This window comes from Brumimicrobium salinarum, assembly GCF_002844555.1.
In the GTDB taxonomy this organism is placed as follows: domain Bacteria; phylum Bacteroidota; class Bacteroidia; order Flavobacteriales_D; family Crocinitomicaceae; genus Brumimicrobium; species Brumimicrobium salinarum.
This window is the reverse complement of record NZ_PJNI01000003.1, coordinates 227,421-249,799: the sequence shown is the minus strand read 5'-3', so window position 1 is coordinate 249,799 and position 22,379 is coordinate 227,421. Positions and strand designations below refer to the sequence as shown.

The window sequence follows — 22,379 nt, the reverse complement described above, 5'->3', positions numbered from 1 at the left end:
ACTATAAGCAGTCTGGCTTTTTTATGTATTTTTATTTATTTCTATATAAAATGTTGATGCTTTATAATGGTTTAAAGTTCATAGAGACTGAATTCACACAATGACGCGTATTCTTATCCGTCAATCGCTCTCCTTCAAAAACATGACCTAAATGCCCTTTGCAGTTCGCACAAACAATTTCAGTTCTTCTTCCATCTGCATCAGGAACGCGCTCTACCGCACCTTCGATTTCATCATCAAAAGATGGCCAACCACACATTGCATCAAATTTGTCGTCTGATCTATACAAGGGTGCATCGCATTGCTTACAAGTGTACACGCCATTAGCTTTTTCGTCTAACAATTCACCCGTAAAAGGCCTTTCTGTTCCTTTATTAATGATTACTCTTTTTTCCTCGTCTGTTAATTCGTTATATTGATTACTCATGTTCTAGTTTTTTATTGTTGTTCAAACGTTTTTACTTTCTCTTTGTTCTTGCAAATGTAAAAAACATTACAACTATTTAAAATCATTCTAAATACCTAATTTGTGGTATTGTCGTTTTTGAATGTCCTACTTAAATTTGCATCAAAATAAAAATTTAACACAAAGATGATAAGAAAAATATTTGTTTTAACAGCAGCCGCAGCAATGTTAGTCGCATGTAAGAAAGAAGGTTGTACAGATGAAACAGCAATTAACTATAGTTCGGAAGCTAAAAAAGACGATGGTTCTTGTAAATACGAAACATCTGGTGGAGAAAGTTATAATATCCCAACTACCTACGTTTTTAAAGATGCTAATGGAAATTCAACAGTAAGTTACGGTGGACAAATTGACCGATTAAATCAATTGGAAGAAATGGTAGCCGTAATGAAATCAGGAACTGAGGGAGTTGTTGCCGAACAAAATTTACTTGACATGTATGCAAATACTGGAGACAACGGAGGAGGAAACTTTTCTTTTAGTTCTGGTAAACAGTTAGAGAACAAAACTTTCACAAACGATGTACAAATGTTCAAAGATTGGATGGCTGATTTAGCAAATGCAAGTACTGATTTTGCTGAAACTGCAGCAAGCGGTCAGGCAGGAGTTTTGACTTCAGGATCTAGCAAATATTTATTTGATGCAAATGGTTACGAACCTGTTCAATTGATTGAAAAAGGACTGATGGGTGCAGTTTTTATGCACCAAGCGGTAAATGGATATTTTGGAGAGACAAAAATGAATGTTGATAATTCAAATGCTGTTGATCCAACAAACGGAAAGTATTATACGGAAATGGAACACCATTTTGATGAAGCATTTGGATATTTCGGTGTACCAACTGATTTCCCAACAAATGTTCCGGGTAGTTTTTGGGGTAAATATTGTGATAAAAGAGATGCTGAGTTAAATTCTAATTCAGTAATGATGGACAATTTCCTAAAAGGTCGTGCTGCAATTTCAAACAATGATTTAACATCAAGAGATGCTGCAATTACAGAAATTCGCCAGATGTGGGAATTAATTACAGCCAAACAAGCAGTATATTACTTAAACTCAGCAAAAGCACAATTGGGAAGCGATAACGCAAAAGCATTCCACGCACTTTCTGAAGCGTATGCATTTGCATGGAATATTCGTTATGCGCCATTGGAAACAAGAAAAATGTCACAAGCTGAACACGGAACTTTAATGAATATGTTCCCAGAAAACATGTGGAATATTTCGATTGCTGATATCAATTCAATTGTTGCAGAAATTGAAGCAAAATATTAATCTTAATTAAAGAGAGAAATGTTAAAAAAATCGATAGGATTAGTTTTAATTTTAAGTGCCGGACTTCTTTTTTCTTGTAAAGACAAAAAGGACAAAGACGATGATGTTGCCGATTTCAATAAAGCTGAAATGTTGGAAAACGTTTCTGCAAATATCATTCTGCCAGCATTGAATAAATTCGATGTTGAAGTAACAGCAATGAAATCGAGTTATGCCACTTTTAAGGCAGACCAAAATGTAGCCAACCTTGAAGAGGTAAAAGCACATTGGAAGTCGGCTTACATGACTTGGCAAACATTAAAAATCTTTGATTTTGGTCCAATTCGTACCATCGGATTTAAAAGCGCTACAGGAACTTATCCTATCGATACAGCAAAAATTCACTCAAATATCGACAATGGAGGATATAATCTTTCAGCGGTTGTGAATTTAGATGCTGTAGGATTGAATGCTTTGGATTACTTGCTTTACAATGACAATGCGATGAATCAGTTGCAAAATGATGCTGATTACGCTAATTATGCAGAAGAAGTAATTCAAAAACTGTACGATGAAACACAAAGCGTTGTGTCCGGTTGGTCTTCTTACGAGTCAACTTTTAATGCTTCTACAGGAACTTCTTCAACGTCGGCCTTCTCTGAATTTGTAAATGAATTCAATAGAGATTACGAATTGGCAAAAACTGCAAAAGTGGGTATTCCAATTGGAAAAGCAAACTTAGGATTGGCGAATCCAGAATATGTTGAAGCAAGATACAGCGGAATTTCTTTTGAACTTTTAGACGAAAGCATCAAAGCATTAAAAGCAACCTACAACGGGAATAGTTTTGATTCAAATGCTGAAGGTATTGGATTTAGCAATTACTTGGTTCACCTCGAAAAATCAAGTTTAGACAATACCATTAATGATAAGTTTGGCATTATTCAAAATCACATTGATGGATTTTCAATGACTTTAGAAGAAGCAATTAACGATCCGTCGAAAACTGATCAATTAGATGATTTGTATTTGCATTTGCAACAGCAAGTAGTGAATATCAAAACAGATATGACAGCAGCGTTTGGTGTTTTAATAACCTATCAAGATAATGATGGGGACTAATTTTTAGAAATGATAAATCAGCGCTACAAGTTAGATTTTTTTAAGCAAAAAGCTATAGCTCCATTGGTAATGTTCCGCATTATCTTTGGGGCTATGCTGCTTTTCAGTAGTGTAAGATTTATAGCTAAAGGTTGGGTGAATACGCAATACATTGAACCGCAGTTTTATTTCGGATATTTAGGATTTGAATGGATTAAGCCTCTGCCAGGAAACCTGATGTATATCCCATTTGTTTTGATGGTCCTTGCGGCCTTATTTATCCTGCTTGGTTTCATGTACAGATATAGCGCTTTTGTGTTCTTTATCTGCTTTACTTATGTTGAACTCATAGATAAATCAAATTATCTCAATCATTATTATTTCTTGAGTTTGATGAGTTTTTTAATGGTTTTAGTACCTGCCAATAGAGATTTTTCCATCGATGCTAAACTCTTTCCTAAAATCAGGAGAGAAGTTACTTATGCTTGGCATACAGGCATTCTTAAATTTCAATTGGCAGTAGTCTATATCTTTGCTGGAATTGCAAAAATTAATTCCGATTGGCTTTTTGAGGCTCAACCCTTAAAAATTTGGTTGCAAGCGCATCACAATGTTCCTTTTGTAGGAAGCTTGTTGCAAGAAGAATGGACCGCCTACTTTTTCTCTTGGATGGGCTGTGTTTACGATTTGTTTATCGTTTTCTTTTTGTTGAATAAAAAAACACGACCCATTGCTTATTTAGCTGTTATTTTCTTCCATGTAATAACCTGGTTGCTATTCCCAATAGGCGTTTTTCCGTGGGTGATGATTTTCTCAACAACGATTTTCTTTGGAACAAAATTTCATCAACAGCTTTTAAACGGACTTAAATCACTGTTTAAATGGTCGAAAAAGATTCCAGAGAAAGTCAAAAATATGCCTTCTCCTAAACCATATGTGCGCTATGGATTAATTATCTACATCGCTTTTCAAATCCTTGTTCCTTTGAGATTTTTAGCTTATCCAGGAAACTTGTATTGGAACGAAGAAGGTTTCCGCTTTTCTTGGCGTGTAATGCTTATGCACAAAGAAGGAAATGCCACTTTTTATGTTACTGATAAATCAACGGGAAGAACCATAGAAGTTGATAACACCGACTTTTTAACTGTTCGTCAAGAAGATCAAATGGCAACTCAGCCTGACATGATTTTGCAATTTGCAAAGATGTTAAAAGAAGAATATGATGGAAAAACATTTTCTAATCATAAACAATCGATAACTTTGCACGATCCTGCGGTGCATGCAGAGGTCTTTGTGACCTTAAACGGAAGGTCTTCACAATTATTTATTGATAAAAAACATGATTTGACGACTTTGCCCTATAATTTGAAACACCGTGAATGGATAGTACCTTTTGAAAAATGAAATTTTTGATTCTAGGCATATCACTTTTTTTGGTGTCCATTTTATTTGGACAGGAAACATACAATGGAGTTATTGTTGACCAAGAAAACGACGAATTACCAGGCGTGAAAATTCATAACTTAAATTCAAATGATAAGTCACGCTCTTCGATTGATGGTCAATTTGTAGTTAAAGCGCAACAATTTGATACCATCGAAATCACTTATAATTCTTACGATACTTTACAAGTTGTTGCAGGGTTAGATTGGAAAACGGATCAATCAAATCGCGTGCTTTTAAAATATGCGACCCAAGAAATTGGCGAAGTGATGATTGTGAAAAAGCGGATGGCCGATTTCAATGTTGGATTTATGCCGCCAATAAAAGGCGTGCGATTAAACACAGGAACAAACTCCATTATAGAATTAGAAAATTTAAGCGGTGCAAAATCTACAGGGAATGCCAGAGAAATGTACGCCAAAGTTCCAGGATTAAACATCTGGGAAAATGATGGAGCTGGAATTCAAATCGGAATTGGAGGAAGAGGATTGAGTCCAAAAAGAACAGCCAATTTTAATACCCGACAAAATGGTTACGACATTAGTGCCGATGCTTTGGGGTATCCAGAAAGTTATTATACACCGCCAATTGAGGCCTTGAAAAGTATTGAGATTATTCGCGGTTCGGCGGCGTTGCAATTTGGAACACAATTCGGTGGGTTATTAAATTTTGAAATTCAAGATCCTATAAAACATTCACCCTTTGAATTTACAACAAGAAATACAGTTGGTGGATATGGTTATTTCAGTACGTTTAATCGTGTTTCTGGAACCCATAAAAGAATGTTCTATCAAGCTTATCATCAATATAAAAGAGGAGATGGATACAGAGAAAATAGTCAGTTTTATCAACATCAAGCTTATGCAGAATTCGGCTATTATTTGAATGAAGATTGGACAATTAGCACAGAGTTCACCCACATGAATTACCTCACTCAACAAGCGGGTGGACTCACCGATTTAGGATTTGAAGAAGATCCACAACAAAGTATCAGAGATAGGAATTGGTTTGCCGTAGATTGGAATTTATTAGCCCTGAAATCAAAATATGAATTCAATAAAACCACCACTTTCGATATTCGTGCATTCGGTATGATTTCCAGTCGTAAGACAATTGGGTTTCTCGGTAAAATTACACAAACCGATTTGGGCGGAAACCGAGAAATGATCTATTCTGATTTTATGAACGGTGGAGTAGAAGCCCGATTCATGAAGAAATACAGTTGGCTTGAAGCCGATGGGAAAGCATCAAAAGTAAGGGGCGCTTTATTGGTGGGAGGAAGATTTTATCGTGGAGAAACACAAACCAAACAAGGAACAGCTGCCGCAGGAAATAAAGCAGATTTTACGTTTATAAACCCTAGAGATGTGGAAGGTTCATCGTTTATTTATCCGTCTAATAATCAAGCTTTATTTGCCGAGAATATGTTCTTCTTTGGAGAAAAATGGAGAATGAACTTAGGGCTTCGCATAGAAAATATTTCCACCCGTTCGGAAGGTTTTTACAAAGAATATGTCGTTCATCCGCTCAACTACGATACGCTAGCCATCAATCGACAAAGAGATTCTAATTCTGTAGCCCGAACTGTGCCATTATTTGGAGCAGGTGTTTCTTATAAAGTAGGTAGTAACGCCAATTTATACACGAATTTTACACAGAATTATCGCGCCATTAACTTTACGGATATTCGTGTTACTAATCCCAATGTCTTAGTCGATCCAGATATCAAGGACGAATACGGATTTACTTCGGAACTTGGGTTTAGAGGTCTTTTAAATGATGTTTTGATCTATGATTTATCGGCATTCTACATTTTTTATGGTGACAAAATTGGACTTGCTCCAAAACCGAAAACGGTTAAGAAAGAACGTACTAACATTGGGGATGCCCAAAACTACGGAGTAGAAACCTTCGCCGAAATAGATTGGCTCAAACTAGGCGGACACAAAAGGGATTGGTCACTTAAAACTTTTGTCAACGCGTCTTATATCAATGCCAACTACATTAACTCTAAAGAACCAAATTACGTGGGCAACAAAGTAGAATACGTAAGTTCTTATATGGTAAAATCTGGGATTAGTTCTTCCTTCAAAAACTGGACATTCAAAGTACAATACACCTTCAACTCTGCCCAATTCTCCGACGCTTCCAACGCCATCGAACCATCAGGAGACGCCCTGCTTGGAGAAGTTCCCGCCTATTCTGTTTTCGATTTTAGCGGAAAATACAAATTCAAAAAGTGGTTCCAAGTGGAGTTCGGCGTAAACAACATTACGAATACGAGTTATTTCACAAGAAGAGCCACAGGATATCCAGGGCCTGGGATTCTGCCTTCTGAGGGGGTGAATGGATATTTGACATTGCAGTTTAAGATTGGGAAGTAATTTACAATTGATAATTGATAATTACCCCAACCCCTACAACCACCAATCTCGCATTATCAATTGTCAATTTTTAATTATCAATTATTTAACATAATCCTGCTTATGCACCAACATATACTGGTTGTTATCAATTTTTAAATAGCCCTGATCATAGCAAAAAACATATTTGCTTCCTTTTTTGGTTGTGTAAATATTGGTGTAATAATGAAAATTAAATCCCTCTTCCGCTAGGTTGATTCCGTCTACGGTTTTCTTGCCATTTGGATTAAGTTTAGATAATATTCTACGGTTTTTACGCAAGATATTGTTGATTCTTCGCATGTAGTTATTGCTGTCTTCATTCAATCTATTGTTGTAGGTATTGCGACAATAATCTCCACAAAACTTTTGATCGCGTCGTCCATGTAGTGGTGTTTCACATTCTAAGCAAGTTCTTTTATTCTCGGTTGTTGACATGAGTAGATTTTTAGTAATGACTTGAAAACAATAGTTGTAGGCTAAGTTAGTTATTTTTGGTAAAAACTGCTATAATAAGGTGTTTAAGTTATAGGTGAAAACAATCTAAAGTGAATAGAAAATATAATGTTTAAAACAATACCTTTATTAATAAATGTTTGTAGGGGTGTTAGTGATTTAATAAACTCTCTTGAAAAGAGAAATTTTCGAAGGATCTTGCAAATTAACCGTTTGTTCACTTGATTGACAGCTTAGATATATTTTCTGGTAGCTTATCGGATAGGCATTTATTTTAATAACCTTTATATTCTCTTAGATTTACGGAAATCTATTTTTCAACGGGAAAAACATATTTTTAAAATTTTTGATATTGAAATAACAGAATTATATTTATCTTGACCCTAGAATTAATAACTATGGCACTCAAACAAACATTTTCTCAAAAGATGGAGCAAAAGCTCTCACCTCAACAAATTCAATTAATGAAATTGTTGCAGGTGCCAACCATGGAATTGGATCAGCGAATTAAACAAGAATTAGAGGTCAATCCTGCCCTGGAAGAAGGAAAGGAAGAGACTGAAGATGATTTCGAACAAGAAGAATATGAAGAGGAGTTAGGTGAGGATGAAAGAGAATTCGATCTTGATGAGTATATGAGTGATGATGATGAACCGGCTTACAAAACAAATATTTCCAACAAGAGTAAAGATGATGAAGAGAAATCAATGCCTTTATCTGGTGGGAAGTCGTTTCAAGAATTATTAATTAGTCAGCTTAATTTAAAAAGGCTGAACGAAGAGGAAGTTGTTATTGCTACTTATTTGATAGGTAGTCTTGATGATGCTGGTTATTTAGAACGAGATTTAGAGGCAATTGTTGATGATTTAGCATTTTCCCAAAACATAATTACAACAGAAGCTGATTTGGAAGATATTCTTCATTACGTGCAAGAGTTAGATCCTCCTGGGGTAGGAGCGAGAGACCTTCAAGAATGCTTGATTTTGCAGATGGATAGAAAGCAAAATGGCGACATTACGCGTTACACTGCTCTGAAAATTTTAGAGGATTATTTCGATGAATTTACCAAGAAGCATTACAAGAAAATTCTTCAACGGATGGAAATTTCTGAAGAGGATTTAAAAGATGCCATTCATGAAATCATTCGATTAAATCCAAAACCAGGCGGTTCGCTTAAAAGCTCATCTAAATCCTTACAGCAAGTTGTTCCAGACTTTCAGGTAGTAGAGGAAGATGGAAAATTGACATTGACATTAAATGGTAGGAATGCACCGGAGTTAAAGATCAACAAAGGATATAAGAAAATGTTGAAAAATTATGCCGAAGGTGCAAAATTAAAGAAAACAGATAAAGAAGCACTAACATTTGTGAAAAGTAAATTAGAAGCTGCAAAATGGTTCATAGATGCTATCCAACAGCGTCAACATACTTTGTTTTCTACTATGACGGCAATCATGAATTATCAAAAAGAGTATTTCCTAACAGGTGATGATACTACACTTCGTCCTATGATATTAAAAGATATCGCAGAGATTGTAGACTTAGATATATCAACGATATCTAGGGTTGCGAATTCAAAATATGTTCAGACACAATATGGTACTTTTTCATTAAAGCATTTCTTTTCAGAGTCCTTGTCGACTGATTCAGGAGAGGAGGTTTCAACACGTGAGGTAAAACAAATTTTATTGGAAGCGGTTGATGATGAGAATAAAAGAAAGCCATTGACGGATGAGAAGTTGGCTAAATTACTTAAAGAAAAAGGTTATAATATCGCAAGAAGAACAGTTGCGAAATATAGAGAGCAATTAAATATTCCAGTTGCAAGACTTAGAAAAGAATTGTAATGAAGAATTTAGCCTCACTTATTTCATGGATATTTTTACCGCTTTTTGCCCCAATATATGGGTTAATATTGGTGTTGTATTTACCTGTCAATTCTAATTCTTTTGTGGCAAGTGAATCGCTTTATTTGTTATATCCAGAAGTTAAAATGCTTTTTTTGTTGCTTTTTTTAGTTTTTACTGTTTTTGCACCTGGCTTATCTTTATTGATTTTAAGGCTAAATAAAACCATCACCTCACTCCAGTTAGAAAGTAAGGAAGAGCGTTTGACTCCTATCGCGATCATGACTTTTTATTTTTGTGTTCTCTATCTTTTTTTGCTTTTTCAAGCTGAAAGTGCGCTCATCCCTGCTATCATAAAAGCAATGGCGTTAGGAGGTGCATTGGCTTCTTTACTGTCTTATTTTATCACAAAAAAGATTAAAATTAGTCTACACGCTATTGCAATGGGTTCTCTTTTTGGCTTTGTTTATATGTTTGCAGTTCCATTAAGTGAAAGCCCTATATTTACTTTGTCTGCGTTAGTTTTAGCAAGTGGTATAGTGCTATCTGCACGGTTGATTTTAAAAGCACATACCTTAAAGGAAGTGAGTTGGGGATATTTGCTTGGGTTTGCATCACAAGTTTTTTGTATTTATTTTTACCCATAAATTATTTTGTAATCATGAGAAAAGTATTCAGTATAAGTGTTTTAATCTGTTCTATTGCTTTGCTTACAAGCTGTGGATCGGCTAATGGTGGAGGAGGATTTAATTTGTTTTCTATTCAAGAAGACAAGGATTTAGGAAAACAAGTCGCAGCAGAAATTGACGGTAATCCACAGGAGTATCCCGTTTTGGATAGTGCTAGAAACCCTGTTCCCTACAGGTATTTATACGATATGCGAAACACTATTTTAAACTCAGGTAACGTAAAACATAAAGATGATTTCGTTTGGAGATTGAGAATTATTAATGATGATAAAACAAAAAATGCTTTCTGTACACCAGGTGGTTATATTTATGTTTATACCGGGTTAATTAAATACTTAGATTCTGAAGAACAATTAGCTGGAGTACTAGCACATGAGATTGGACATGCTGATTTACGTCACTCTACGCGCCAAATGACGAAATTATACGGTGTTGATGTTTTACTCAGTATAATTGCTGGAGACCGCGCTTTAATTAAGGATTTGACCGCAAGTATTATCGGATTGAAGTTTTCTAGAACACACGAAGAAGAAGCAGACGAAGCATCAGTGAAGTATCTATGTCCTACAGATTATATTGCAGCTGGAGGAGCAAAGTTTTTTGAGAAAATTGAAGCAGAAGGAGGAGCGGGAGTACCCGAATGGTTAAGCACTCACCCAAGTCCAGAAAACAGAATAGAAAATTTTTATAATACATCATTAGAGTTAGGATGTGGTGGTGAAGCGACGTATAAAGATCGTTATGACCAATTAAAACGTTCTTTGCCATAATTTTAATCGTTAATAATGAAATGATTTTAACAACCCAAGAAGGAAAAAAGATTGATACTAATAAGGGGATAGACCTATCTATTCCATTGTCGAATGATGATGAAAATCCTTTAGCTTGGTACGTAAAACCTCCTAGTTTCGAACCTGTAATGGATGATGGTTGGGTCGGATCTGTAAAAAAAGGTGGGCCGGTTAATTTTCGAAACATTTCTTTTAATCCACATGGACACGGTACGCATACCGAATGTTTGGGGCATATTACACCTACAGTTTATTCTATTAATGAACATCTCAATCAGTATTTTTTTAAAGCTGTATTAATCAGTGTTAAACCAGATAAAATTGGAGGTGATGAGGTGATTACGCCAAGGTTGTTGACGGAGTTGGAGAAGTACAGCGAAGTTGAGGCTTTAGTGATTAGGACTTTGCCGAATGATGTTGATAAGAAGTCAAAAAACTATTCTTCAACTAATCCACCATATATCAGTGAAGAATGCTTGTCAATCGTGAATGCAATTAACGTAAAGCATTTGTTGATTGATTTACCTAGCGTAGATAAAGAGTCTGACGGGGGGCAATTGACCTTTCATCATGGCTTTTGGGATGTTCCAAGCAGTCCAAGATTTGATCGTACAATTACAGAGTTAATATTTGTGCCCAATGAAGTTGAAGATGGAACATACCTGTTAAATTTACATGTTGCTCCTTTTGAAAATGATGCAGCTCCAAGTAGACCTGTTTTGTATAGGTATATATAGGTGATTAATCAATAAAATAATTTCGAGATGAGGTTTTTACTTTTTGTTTTACCATTTATAACTGTTTTTACTTTTGCTCAAAATGTTCAAGAGCTGAATTTTATTTTTATTAACCAAAATACTCAGCATGTTGGTAAAAACGAAAAGCTAGAATTGGGCTTGTCGCTTCCTGATTCTATATTGAGACAAATAACGCAGTATCTAAGATCTCGTCCTCATCAAAGAACAGGTTTAAATCCATTTGTTGAATGGGATGTAAACATTAAAGCTAATTTTACTCATATTAATAGTGGTGAAAAGTATACAGCTTATGGTTTTTGGTATACTGAAATGGAGAGGGATATGAACCTCAACCGTTGGAAGGATTTAGATACAGACCTGCCATTTCGCGTTAGATTTGCTCCAACTGAAACAGGAAAATGGAATGTTGAGTTAGAAGTTTTTATCAAACAAGAATTATTTTACAGTACACCAAGTAAGGAATTTGAGGTTGTTAATTCAGATGCAAAAGGATACGTCACATTAAATAAAGAAACCCAATATCTTGAAAGAGACGGAAAAACAATTATCCCTACAGGGGTTAATATTCCAATGCCTTCCAACAAAAATAATTTAGATTATAGCCTAACTCCTGAAGAGACATTAGATGTGGCAGCTTGGGAAGAGTATCGAAATATGATAACAAAATATATTGATCAGGGTGGGGAGTACTTCCGGTTTTTTCTTCATCCCAGCTCAACAGATATTGAATTTGAAGAAGTTGGGAATTACCAGAACAGACAAAATCATGCTTGGGAATTAGATCAATTGTTGGCATTATGTGAAAAGAATAATACGTTAATTCATTTTAATTTAATGTATCATACATTTTTCATGAAATTAGGTGATTACCATCAGTTTAGATATGATTTTACCAATAATTGGCCAGACGAAAACCTTTGGCCCTACAAAGATCCAAATAAAATATCTGGTTACGCTAAAATTTTAAATAGTGATACGCCTTCAGATATGTTTTTGACCAAAACAGGGATGCGTTATTTAAAACAAAGGGTAAGGTATATTCTTTCAAGATGGGGGTATTCAACAAGTTTACTAAATATAGAATTACTTTGTGAGCCTTGGCACGTTAACGAAAATCCACATGAAAATGATAGGCCATACGATGATTTAACACCTGCGGGAGACACAGCAAGAAAGGCGATTTACGAATACCATAAACAAATGTCGAGTTATATACTTGATTCTTTGGAGCACCGCCAACACTTACTTAGCGCAGTAGGACGTTTTCCAGTAGGTAAAACACATATTTATTCACACCTAACAGAAAAAGACCCAAATGTAATTGATAGCACTTGGTATTTAGACAATATAGATCTAATTATCATTTCCTATTATTCAGATAGTCCAGAAAAATTGATTTTCTCTAAGCCAAATAAGAATAATGAATGCGATCCTGATGAGAATTCAATGGCGTGCACCGTTAAACGATTGAAAGACACGTATGGTAAGCCGGTTTTAATGGGAGAGTCAGATCATGGTGATGGGACTCACATGTGCTCAGATTATCAAGGGCATTACATCGATATAATGCGTTATCCTTATACGGGTGTTATCGGGCATTTAATTTGGGCTGCGTTTATCGTAAATGAAGAAAAAAACAGAAACGAAATGGAGTCATGGCCACGAATAATTGCGGCTAAGGATTATTATAATTCAAAGTTTTTTATAAATCTGATTAATAAGAAAACTGAACTTGGAAGAGAAAAGTCAAAGTTTAAAGGCTCAAAAAAAGATATTGTTGAAACACAATATATTATTGGTCAGCAAAAAGAAATTGCAGCTGGTTATGTGTATAATCGTACTTTTAATGTGAATACAGCGAATAGAGAAGAAATAAAAAACATTGATAGTACCCGATGTGCAATGTATGATGAAACATATACGCAACCAATTGATGTAACATGGAAGCCGCAAAGACTTCATGTCGAAGGATTGAAAGCTTTTAGTAAATACAGAATAATATTTTACGATTTTGTAAACCAATCCTTTATTTTTCAGGCAGAGTTAAGAACTACTTTGTTTGGAAAGTTAAAAATTGTACATCCAAAACTTGTTCCTGCTAAAAGTGAAAATCCACTATTGTGGTATCGAATAGAAAAGATTAATTAATGTCTACACTTAATTGAAATCGGCTAATTTTTCTTAAATTTGAACGATTGAAGGTTGGGATAAATGGCAAAATATACACTAAGTTTAGAGGATGATTTTAATTTTGATTTGATTGGGATTTGTAGTCATCAAGGAGATTATCGTGTATGTTGGTCTATTAATGATAGCATTGGATTGAAGCTTAAAAAATCGGATGAACCTTTTATGGTTTCTGGTAAGAAAGGACAAGTAATTTCATCACACTCTTTATATGAATGGGAAGATGAAGAAGCGTATGTGAATTATTACCTGATTCAAAATAAAAATAGTGGAAAATTTTTAGTGCCTGAAAAATCCCAAATTGATTATTTTTTGGTTATTAAAGAGAATAATGTAATTGATATCAATACCTTATTAAATAATATAAAAGATATTTCAAGTATTTTAACTGCTTTTATTTTCGATCCAAATGAGTTGAAATCGGCAAATAAGTTTATCTTTTGATGAAACAGCCGTTAACATAAGATAGTATAGAATGAAAAATATGAAAAGAACAAAAATAGTAGCGACATTAGGTCCAGCGTCATCTTCTAAGGATGTTTTAAAACAAATGATGGAAGAGGGGATGAATGTAGCTCGAATTAATTTCTCTCATGGCAGTTATGAAGATCATGAGAAAGTAATTAAAACCATTCGTGAACTCAATGACGAAACAGGTTTGAATGTTGCTATTCTTGCTGATTTACAAGGTCCGAAAATCCGTACACGCGAAATGGAAAACAACGGCGTAGATTTAGTCCCTGGAGCTGCGGTAGAAATTGTTACTGATGAAGATGTAGTAGGAACGAGTAAAAAGTTTTCGATTAATTACCCACAATTGGCGCAAGATATAAATGCAGGAGAACGCATTCGCCTAGATGATGGAAAGTTAGAGCTTGAGGTCAAAGAAACTGATGGAAAAACCATTAAAGCTGTAGTTAATCATGGTGGTGTTTTGTCTTCAAATAAAGGTGTGAATTTACCAAATACAGTGATTTCACTTCCGTCTTTGACAGAGAAAGATCGGGAAGACTTGGCTTTTGCTATGGAACATAATGTGGATTGGATTGGGTTGTCGTTTGTACGATCTGCTCGAGATATAATTGAACTTAAACACATTATTCTAAAAAATCACAACAAAGCAAAAATCGTAGCCAAAATTGAAAAACCAGAAGCGATTAAAGATATTGATGGAATTATTCGTGAAACGGATGCTATAATGGTTGCTCGTGGTGATTTAGGTGTTGAAATCCCAATGGAAGACGTGCCTTTGGTTCAAAAGATGTTGATCAAAAAATGCTATTTACATGCCAAGCCAATTATTGTAGCAACACAAATGATGGAGAGTATGATTGAAGATTATACACCTACTAGAGCAGAGGTAAATGATGTAGCAAATGCAGTGTTGGATGGCGCAGATGCTGTAATGTTATCAGGAGAAACCTCCGTGGGAAATCATCCTGTGGTAGTTATCGAAGCTATGAATCGTATCGTTTCTAAGGTGGAAGCTTCAGATTTAATCTACTATAAAGAAGAAGTGCCCGAGAAAAACCAAGAACGTTTTATTTCTGACTCGATTTGCTTTAACGCCACACGTTTGGGTAATCGTGTAAATGCCCAAGCTATTGTTACGATGTCCTTCTCAGGATATACTGCTTATAAAATTGCTTCTCAACGACCTAAATCTCAAATATTTGTGTTTACAAGTAATAGAGAGATCTTAACACAATTAAATTTGGTTTGGGGAGTAAGAGCAATATTTTATGATAAAATGGTAAGTACTGACCACACAATTGCAGATATTAAATATATTTTGAAAGAAAAAGGTTTCATCAAAGAAGGTGAACTTGTTATCAATATCGCATCAATGCCTATTGAAGCTAAAGGTAAATCTAATATGTTGAGGCTGAGTTACGTTGAGTAGTACTCCTTTTAAAGTTCACGATAAGCATTTAAAGTTTATATGATATAACCGCTGTTCATGGGCATAAAATTAAAAAGCCCATAAAGTTTACTTTATGGGCTTTTTAAGACTCATTCTTTAATCAAAATTTATTGTAAGAATTAGTCAATGATATATCGCACCGCTAGCGCTCCTCCCCAACCAAATCCACGAGAGTTAATTATTCCTACACTAGGTCCAGTTTCTAGAGAAATACCTATAGGAATTCCTGTGTTAGGATTCAAATTGAAGTCCAACCCGACAACTGCTGTGGCGTTTAAATAAAAACCACTGGTATAGTAACCACCATAATAGTCATCATCCCAATCGTAACGACTACTCCAAATTCCTAAACCTCCACCTGCACCAATGTACCAGTCTAAACCATCGGTTACACTTGTTGGTCTTTGCCATTCATAGAGAATTTGAGCAGATAAATGTCGAGCACCTCCACCTAATGTCATGTCCAGGGCGTTACTCCCTCCAATAAAAGTTTTGTAGTTAATTCCAGCACCTCCTAGCACGCCGCCACCAAAGTTCATTCCTTTCACACCGATTCCAGAGTTGTAACTCTGTCCATACGAGTAGGTTGTAAACATAGCTAAAGCGGTTAAAAATAATAATGTCTTTTTCATAATGTCTTTTTAATAATCTATTGTTTAGTACAATTTTAAAGATAGGATTTTAAATAGTTTTACAAATGATCTTTTTGTGTGAAATTTATAAAAAAATATAAATTGTAGTCTCTGCTATTGTATTGAAAAGCAATTTTAATTTTACGGGTCTTACCAATTCTAATTTTATATCTTTGTTTAAAGCATATTACAATGAGTGGAGTTCTAATCATAGATGATGAAATCGAAATACGTGAATTGGTAGCGTATAATTTGAACAAAAATGGATTTACAACCTTCTTAGCCGCTGATGGAGAAGAGGGGTTAGCGATTTTGGAAAAGGCCAATTCAAAGATACATTTAATCTTATTGGATGTTATGATGCCCAAAATGGACGGAATTGAAGTTTGTGAACGCATTCGTGCAAACCCTGAGTACGACAGTATTTTAATATCTTTTCTAACCGCTCGCAATGAAGATTATAGTCAAGTGGCAGGCTTGGATGCTGGAGCAGACGATTATATTGCAAAGCCGCTAAAACCAAAAGTTCTCATTAGTAGGATAAATGCATTATTAAGAAGAAATAAAGCTAAAGAAAATAAATCATCGGAACAGTTAGGATTAGTCATTGATCGAGATGCCTACCAAGTTAAGCTGAATGGAGAAGCAATACATTTACCACGAAAGGAGTTCGAATTGCTTGCACTCCTAAATACCCAGCCAGGTGTTGTTTTTGAACGTGACGCAATTCTTTCTTCAGTTTGGGGCAATGGAATTGTAGTAGGAGATAGAACTATCGATGTTCATGTGCGGAAATTAAGAGAGAAAATTGGAGCACATTTTATTCAAACAGTAAAAGGCGTAGGTTATCGTTTTGTGGAATCAAAATTATCTTAAATAGACGTTTATTAATTGATTCAACAATAATTTTGTTATATGCCTATCCGCATGTTTACCTCAAGTAATTAGAAGAAGAGCAATTCGAAATATATAAGAGATCCTTCAATCAAAAAATTGAAAATTTTATTGATTATCAGGATGACAGTCTAGTGGTGGTGTACAATCAAAAAGTGGGGGGATGATGGTGCAAAGCGCCATCATTTTCCCCCCACTTTTTGACACCATCTACACCAACTATTGTCATCCTGATGAAAAACACAAAAACTTGTTTTGTTGTTTTTCGAAGGATCTATTTTATGTAAATAATGATATTTTACTCACTGGCGTCCGATAAAAATTTTTCGATTATACTTCAGCCTTTATCTATTCTGTACTATGGCTTGTTTTGCGATTTTAAGGGCTTAGATTTGAGGAAAAGTATGTTCGTGGCGTTTGGGATTCCACAGCGAAAATGAGTTTTCAAGTGGAATTGCATTTCTTTGAAAAAGAACCGAAGCGCAGCGAGCTCATGACTTCCTTTGAAAAGAAAATATTTGAATAAATATAGCATGGAACTTAAGAAAATCTCATGTTGCGAAGCATTCGCCTTGGAATTCCAATGATTTTTTTGTTTCGTTTTTTTATCAAGAAAAAAATGAAAAAGACATAGGAGATAGAGCGAAACTTTTGTTTTTGCGGTAAAGCCTTTTTAATCGGACGATAGTGATATTTTACTAATGGCTTTAGCTTTCAATACCATATTCAGATTGTCGTACTGTGGTATAATGAGCATGTCGAATTACAACCAAATATTTTTTTAGGGGTAAACAATCGGATAAGCATTTTTTTTAATGTCGGTTTTTAGTTTGAAATTAAATAGAAGTCATTATTTTTGTGCCGCATTTAAACAACCATGGTTTTTTAATTGAGTAAAAATGAAAATAGACAACATATACGTTATCGAAAATAATAAGTTCGGAAAGGCTATAGCAGCTTGGGCCGAGGATAAACGTATTCAAGTAACTTTTACCATTCAGAAAAAAAATGATTTAAGTGAAATAGTCGACGGTGTTGTCTTGTTTCATGAGAATCATGATTTTTCAAAAGAAGACCTTGAAATTGAACAATCCTTAGACAAGAAGAATATTGCTATTCATAAGGTAGATATCAACGGAACCCTCGTAGCCACAAATTCTAACTTTAATATGTGGTTGGATAGAAATCGGCCTTCAAACCTATTGATTTTAGGCGATGATAATATCTCCGAGAATGTGAACTTAGATAAGTTCCTAAAAGGCATTGATGGTCAATAACATTCATTTGTTTTTTCTAAAACAACCTTTATCTTTCTAGGCTGACCTTCATATTTAGCTTTAATAGAATCCATCTTTTCTATACATTCCATTTGTTTACTATCGTCATATCGGGAAGCGCTAATGCAATCACAATAATCAGACATTAATGCGTCAAGCTCAGGATCCTCGCAGCTTGAAAATGTCAATCCAAGTGTTACGATAAATATATTCAATATACGGTTCTGAAACATGAGGGTCATTATTTCGCTGCTTTTAATGCGTTTAATTTCATTTCCTTAACCATACTCACCAATCCATTAGATCGCGTAGGAGATAAATGTTCTTGAAGTCCAATTTCACTGATAAACTTAAATTCTGATTTAGCAACATCAGCTGGTGATTCGTCATTAACCACACGAATCAATAAAGCGATGATTCCCTTGGTAATGATTGCATCAGAATCAGCTGTAAACTTCATTTTATTATTTTCACACTCAGCATTTAGCCAAACTTGAGATTGACAACCTTTTATTAATCGATCATCCGTTTTGAGTTGTTCCTTTATCAGAGGTAAATCTTTACCTAATTCAATAATGTATTCATATTTGTCCATCCAATCATCATAAATGGCAAATTCATCAATTATTTCTTGTTCTTTCTCTTGTATTGTCATTTGCGTTTCGTTTTAATTTTTTAAAATAGGGATAATTCTTTCAAGCGCTTTTATAAAAATATCAACCTCTTCTTTTGTGTTGTAAATGGCAAAAGAAGCTCTTATTGTTCCTGGAATTTTAAATTGATCCATTACTGGCTGTGTACAATGATGTCCAGTTCTTACAGCAATCCCCATTTTATCCAACAAAGTACCTACATCATAAGGATGAAGCCCTTCGATTAAGAAAGAAATTACACTTGTTTTATTTGCTGCTTCACCATAAAACTGTATGCCTTCTATTTTTGTTAAGGCTTGAGTTGCATAATTGAGTAATTCTTGTTCATGTGCTACTACATCATCCATATTTAAGCTGTTGAGGAACTCAAATGCAGTTCCTAAGCCTATTCCTCCTGCAATATTTGGCGTACCTGCCTCAAATTTGTGAGGTAAATCATTGTAAGTTGTTTTTGTTAAAGTCACTTCTTTTATCATATCTCCGCCACCTTGATAAGGAGGCATGTTGTTTAAAAGAGCTTCTTTACCATATAAAACACCAATTCCTGTTGGGCCAAATAATTTATGACCAGAGAACACATAAAAGTCACAATCTAAAGCCTGTACATCTACTTTTATATGTTGAATACTTTGTGCTCCATCAATTAGAACTTTAGCACCAACTGCATGGGATTTCTTTATAATTTGCTCAACGTCGTTTACAGTTCCCAAGGAATTAGAAATATGTGTAACGGCAACTAATTTAGTTCTCTCAGAAAGTAAACGCTCGAAAACCTCCAATTCTAGTTCACCTTTGGCGTTCATTGGTATAATGCGTAATTTACATCCCTTGCGTTCACAAAGCATCTGCCAAGGAACGATATTAGAATGATGCTCCATTGCAGAAATAATTATCTCATCCCCAGGTTTTAAAAGTTCACCAAATGAATTGGCAACTAAATTTATACCATCTGTGGTTCCTTTCGTAAAAATAATCTCATGATTATGTTGCGCACCTATGTATGTTTGAATTGTATTTCTTGCGTTTTCATAAGCTGTCGTTGCTTCCTGACTCAAAGTGTGCACGCCTCGATGTATATTTGCGTTTTCTTTGGTGTAGTAATTTTCTATGCGATTGATTACAGACAGCGGTTTTTGTGTTGTTGCTCCATTATCAAAGTAAACAAGTGGCTTCCCATGAATTTTCTCCTCTAGTATTGGGAATTGCGAACGTATTTTCTGAATATCCATAATTATCAATTTAATTACATACAAAGGTACAAAGCGATATTTACAATCAACACCTTTTACCCCTATATTCTCTCTAAAGCAATTATTCTAAGGAAAATTTGGGCATGTCCCCAAGCTCACTTTCGTAAACTACAGTTAGCTTGGTGTCGGGTCATTCGCTATATCTCTTTCGTAAACTTCAGAGGATGCCGCTACTACCCCTCATGCATGAACATTTTCTTGAAAACGAAAAAAAAGAAAAAAGCGAATTTTCTTTTTTTCACGTGTACACTTCAATTGTGTCATTTTGATGGAATCTCATCAAAATGTGGTTACGAGAAATCCTTATCTGCCAGCTTATCGTTATGCTTTTCAAATTTTAAAAATCCTCAGCTAGTGATTTTCGCTTCAACTAGTGATTTTCGCTTCAAAGTATATTTGCAGCTGTTTTAACATATATATTAGCGGGAAACTAATAAAACAATATGATTTTTGTCAAAAAATATAATTAAACGTCTTTTATTCGCGTTAAATATTTCTATATTTACCAAATCTAATAATTGTAAACTAAAATTAAATATTTATGAAAAAGCTATTAATGTTCGCAACTGCTTTTGCAATGACTTTCGCAGTAGCATCTTGTGGAGAGCAAACTGTTGAAGATGAGGTAAAAGACGTTGGAGAAGAAATGAACGAAGCAGGCGAAGCAGCTGGAGAGAAAATCGAAGAAAAAACTGAAGAAGTTAAAGAAAACGTTGAAGAGTCTGTAGAAGAAACAAAAGAAGAAATGAATGAGGAGCAACCTTCATCTGATGAAGAAGGTGGAGAAGAGCACCCTTCAAACTAGTATTCTTTACTATAAAATTGAAAACAGCTTGCTAATTTAGTAAGCTGTTTTTTTTGGTGCGTTATTTATAAATGCCTGTCCAATACTTTACCAATATAATTATCTAAGCCGTCAATCATGAGAATAAACGGTTAAAGAGAATACTTTTTGTTGTAGTCTATTAAACGACTGGTAAAGCTCCCGATAAGCTTTATTTTATATTAACAATGATGAAAAAGGGATCGAGAGTATTTGTCGGAGATAAGTAAATGTAGTCCGACCAAGATTTATTTTGATTTGTATTTTTCCTTGTACTTTTCGTAAAGTTTGGTTTGTAAATTTGTCAATTGAATGAATTTACCATGAATCATCCCCAGCGTTAATTCATTTGTTCGCATATCTAAGGCACTTCCTTTACTCGCAAATAACGTAGCTTTTTTTCCCACCTCAATACTTCCGGCAATTTGATCAACTCCCATAATTTTCGCTGTATTTAAAGAAACAGCTGAAATGGCTTGTTCTTCACTTAAACCGTACGCCATTGCAGTACCAGCTAAAAAAGGAATATTTCTCGTATTCATTGTTTCCATTCTTCCCGAATTTTGAATACAAAAAAGTATACCAGCTTCTTGCAATAGGGCAGGAAGACGATAGGGTAAATCAACAGGGTCGTCTTCATTGGTAGGTAATGTGTGTCCACCTTTAATAATGATTGGAATTTCTGCATCTATCAGTTGGTCTGCAATTTTATAAGCTTCATAGCCTCCAATAATTACAGGATACTGAATTGAAAACTCTCTCTTGAAATCTATGATGTCTGTTAATGCACGAAGTTCGTTGGCGTGAAAGTAAACTCTTTTTGTTCCGGTAAAAACTGCGCGCATCGCTTCAAAGCGCGCATCGTAAAGGTCATCTGATTCACTATAGGCTAAAGCTGCTTCAAAAAAGTTTCTTATTTTTATTACATCTTCGGTGTACTTATCATTAATTTTTTTCGGTGCAGGCTCAGCCCACCAACCTCCACCTTTTGTGGTAGATGGCCAGTTTAAGTGAATACCATCGTCTTTTTTTAAGGTGGCATCTTCCCAATTCCAAGCTTCTAGTTTCATTAACGAGGAAGTACCTGAGATGATACCGCCCTGTGGTGTTGTTTGTGTGTACAAAACACCATTGGTTTTTACGGTCGTATTTATTTCAGATTCAGCATTAAATGCAATTTGAGAGCGCACATGTGGATTAAAAACGCCAACCTCATTAAAGTCCCTAGTTGCTCTAACCGCATCTACCTCTGTTAGTCCTAAAGTAGAATTTGGCGCGATAAACCCAGGGTAGAGCTCTTGTCCTTTTAGGTCTATTATTGTATCCCAAGCTGTTTTGTCATAGGTAAATGTCAGCGCGTTTTCAACCAAAACGATTTCTTCTCCGTCAATTCCAACTAAACCTTGATTGATGACTTTTCCATTACCAACGTGAATCTTAGCTTTACTCAATAAGATTTTTTGTTGTGCTATTCCGTTTGAAACTAATAAAAAACTAACCGTTAAAAAGGTAAATATCTTTAATCTATGCAT

The 22,379-nt window shown here is 35.0% G+C and carries 21 protein-coding genes; 14 read left to right on the top strand and 7 right to left on the bottom strand.

Going from position 1 to position 22,379, the window contains the following annotated elements:
- Positions 1–61 precede the first annotated feature (61 nt).
- Positions 62–427: a methionine-R-sulfoxide reductase gene (locus CW751_RS05350; RefSeq protein WP_101333960.1), complete on the bottom strand. Its 366-nt coding sequence runs from the start codon at positions 425–427 to the stop codon at positions 62–64.
- A gap of 165 nt (positions 428–592) precedes the next feature.
- Between CW751_RS05350 and CW751_RS05345 the strand changes: the two genes are divergently transcribed.
- From CW751_RS05345 to CW751_RS05330, 4 genes are read left to right on the top strand one after another with little or no spacing between them, the layout of a single operon-like run.
- On the top strand, positions 593–1,741 hold the full coding sequence (locus CW751_RS05345; RefSeq protein WP_101333959.1) for a DUF4856 domain-containing protein: 1,149 nt from the start codon (positions 593–595) through the stop codon (positions 1,739–1,741).
- An 18-nt stretch (positions 1,742–1,759) separates the two neighbouring features.
- Complete coding sequence (locus CW751_RS05340) at positions 1,760–2,842, top strand: imelysin family protein (RefSeq protein ID WP_101333958.1); 1,083 nt, start codon at positions 1,760–1,762, stop codon at positions 2,840–2,842.
- Positions 2,843–2,851: 9 nt separating this feature from the next.
- Positions 2,852–4,225, top strand: coding sequence for an HTTM domain-containing protein (locus CW751_RS05335; RefSeq protein WP_205677787.1), 1,374 nt, complete (start codon positions 2,852–2,854; stop codon positions 4,223–4,225).
- Positions 4,222–6,648 carry a TonB-dependent receptor family protein gene (locus tag CW751_RS05330; protein WP_101333957.1) on the top strand — a complete coding sequence of 809 codons (2,427 nt, stop codon included), beginning with the start codon at positions 4,222–4,224 and terminating at the stop codon, positions 6,646–6,648. The genes CW751_RS05335 and CW751_RS05330 overlap by 4 nt, the downstream gene beginning before the upstream one ends.
- Before the next feature lie 81 nt (positions 6,649–6,729).
- On the opposite strand, the gene CW751_RS05325 is transcribed toward CW751_RS05330, so the two are convergent.
- The gene (locus CW751_RS05325) at positions 6,730–7,104 is read right to left on the bottom strand and encodes a hypothetical protein (protein WP_101333956.1); all 375 of its coding nucleotides are present in this window, start codon (positions 7,102–7,104) and stop codon (positions 6,730–6,732) included.
- 416 nt (positions 7,105–7,520) lie between these two features.
- On the opposite strand from CW751_RS05325, the gene rpoN reads away from it, so the two are divergent.
- From rpoN to pyk, 7 genes are all read left to right on the top strand, one after another.
- Positions 7,521–8,969, top strand: a complete 1,449-nt coding sequence (gene rpoN / locus CW751_RS05320) for an RNA polymerase factor sigma-54 (RefSeq protein WP_101333955.1) — start codon at positions 7,521–7,523, stop codon at positions 8,967–8,969.
- A complete protein-coding gene (locus tag CW751_RS05315) occupies positions 8,969–9,616 on the top strand; it encodes a hypothetical protein (protein ID WP_101333954.1) in 648 nt (215 codons plus the stop codon). The genes rpoN and CW751_RS05315 overlap by 1 nt, the downstream gene beginning before the upstream one ends.
- 14 nt (positions 9,617–9,630) lie before the next feature.
- The gene (locus tag CW751_RS05310; protein WP_101333992.1) at positions 9,631–10,428 is read left to right on the top strand and encodes a M48 family metalloprotease; all 798 of its coding nucleotides are present in this window, start codon (positions 9,631–9,633) and stop codon (positions 10,426–10,428) included.
- 20 nt (positions 10,429–10,448) lie between these two features.
- A complete protein-coding gene (locus CW751_RS05305; RefSeq protein ID WP_101333953.1) occupies positions 10,449–11,186 on the top strand; it encodes a cyclase family protein in 738 nt (245 codons plus the stop codon).
- Positions 11,187–11,213: 27 nt separating this feature from the next.
- Positions 11,214–13,355: a DUF5060 domain-containing protein gene (locus tag CW751_RS05300; RefSeq protein ID WP_101333952.1), complete on the top strand. Its 2,142-nt coding sequence runs from the start codon at positions 11,214–11,216 to the stop codon at positions 13,353–13,355.
- Positions 13,356–13,418: 63 nt separating this feature from the next.
- On the top strand, positions 13,419–13,838 hold the full coding sequence (locus tag CW751_RS05295; protein WP_101333951.1) for an IPExxxVDY family protein: 420 nt from the start codon (positions 13,419–13,421) through the stop codon (positions 13,836–13,838).
- 31 nt (positions 13,839–13,869) lie between these two features.
- Positions 13,870–15,297 carry a pyruvate kinase gene (pyk, locus tag CW751_RS05290; protein ID WP_165779224.1) on the top strand — a complete coding sequence of 476 codons (1,428 nt, stop codon included), beginning with the start codon at positions 13,870–13,872 and terminating at the stop codon, positions 15,295–15,297.
- Between the two features lie 140 nt (positions 15,298–15,437).
- On the opposite strand, the gene CW751_RS05285 is transcribed toward pyk, so the two are convergent.
- Positions 15,438–15,950 (bottom strand): hypothetical protein, encoded by a 513-nt coding sequence (locus CW751_RS05285; RefSeq protein ID WP_101333950.1) that lies wholly within the window; start codon positions 15,948–15,950, stop codon positions 15,438–15,440.
- Positions 15,951–16,142: 192 nt separating this feature from the next.
- Between CW751_RS05285 and CW751_RS05280 the strand changes: the two genes are divergently transcribed.
- Together CW751_RS05280 and CW751_RS05275 are read left to right on the top strand one after the other, a co-directional pair.
- Positions 16,143–16,826: a response regulator transcription factor gene (locus CW751_RS05280; RefSeq protein ID WP_101333949.1), complete on the top strand. Its 684-nt coding sequence runs from the start codon at positions 16,143–16,145 to the stop codon at positions 16,824–16,826.
- A 917-nt stretch (positions 16,827–17,743) separates the two neighbouring features.
- On the top strand, positions 17,744–18,121 hold the full coding sequence (locus tag CW751_RS05275) for a hypothetical protein (RefSeq protein ID WP_101333948.1): 378 nt from the start codon (positions 17,744–17,746) through the stop codon (positions 18,119–18,121).
- On the opposite strand, the gene CW751_RS15320 is transcribed toward CW751_RS05275, so the two are convergent.
- Genes CW751_RS15320 through CW751_RS05265 form a run of 3 tightly spaced genes read right to left on the bottom strand, consistent with a single transcriptional unit; the run spans position 18,115 to position 20,006 of the window.
- Complete coding sequence (locus CW751_RS15320; RefSeq protein WP_133122131.1) at positions 18,115–18,354, bottom strand: hypothetical protein; 240 nt, start codon at positions 18,352–18,354, stop codon at positions 18,115–18,117. The genes CW751_RS05275 and CW751_RS15320 overlap by 7 nt on opposite strands.
- An 8-nt stretch (positions 18,355–18,362) precedes the next feature.
- Positions 18,363–18,776 (bottom strand): SufE family protein, encoded by a 414-nt coding sequence (locus tag CW751_RS05270; RefSeq protein WP_101333947.1) that lies wholly within the window; start codon positions 18,774–18,776, stop codon positions 18,363–18,365.
- Between the two features lie 12 nt (positions 18,777–18,788).
- Positions 18,789–20,006, bottom strand: a complete 1,218-nt coding sequence (locus tag CW751_RS05265; protein WP_101333990.1) for an aminotransferase class V-fold PLP-dependent enzyme — start codon at positions 20,004–20,006, stop codon at positions 18,789–18,791.
- 559 nt (positions 20,007–20,565) lie between these two features.
- Here CW751_RS05265 and CW751_RS15265 point away from each other — a divergent pair.
- Positions 20,566–20,829 (top strand): hypothetical protein, encoded by a 264-nt coding sequence (locus tag CW751_RS15265; RefSeq protein ID WP_119782953.1) that lies wholly within the window; start codon positions 20,566–20,568, stop codon positions 20,827–20,829.
- A gap of 266 nt (positions 20,830–21,095) precedes the next feature.
- Here CW751_RS15265 and CW751_RS05255 read toward each other — a convergent pair whose 3' ends face one another.
- The gene (locus CW751_RS05255) at positions 21,096–22,379 is read right to left on the bottom strand and encodes an amidohydrolase family protein (RefSeq protein WP_101333945.1); all 1,284 of its coding nucleotides are present in this window, start codon (positions 22,377–22,379) and stop codon (positions 21,096–21,098) included.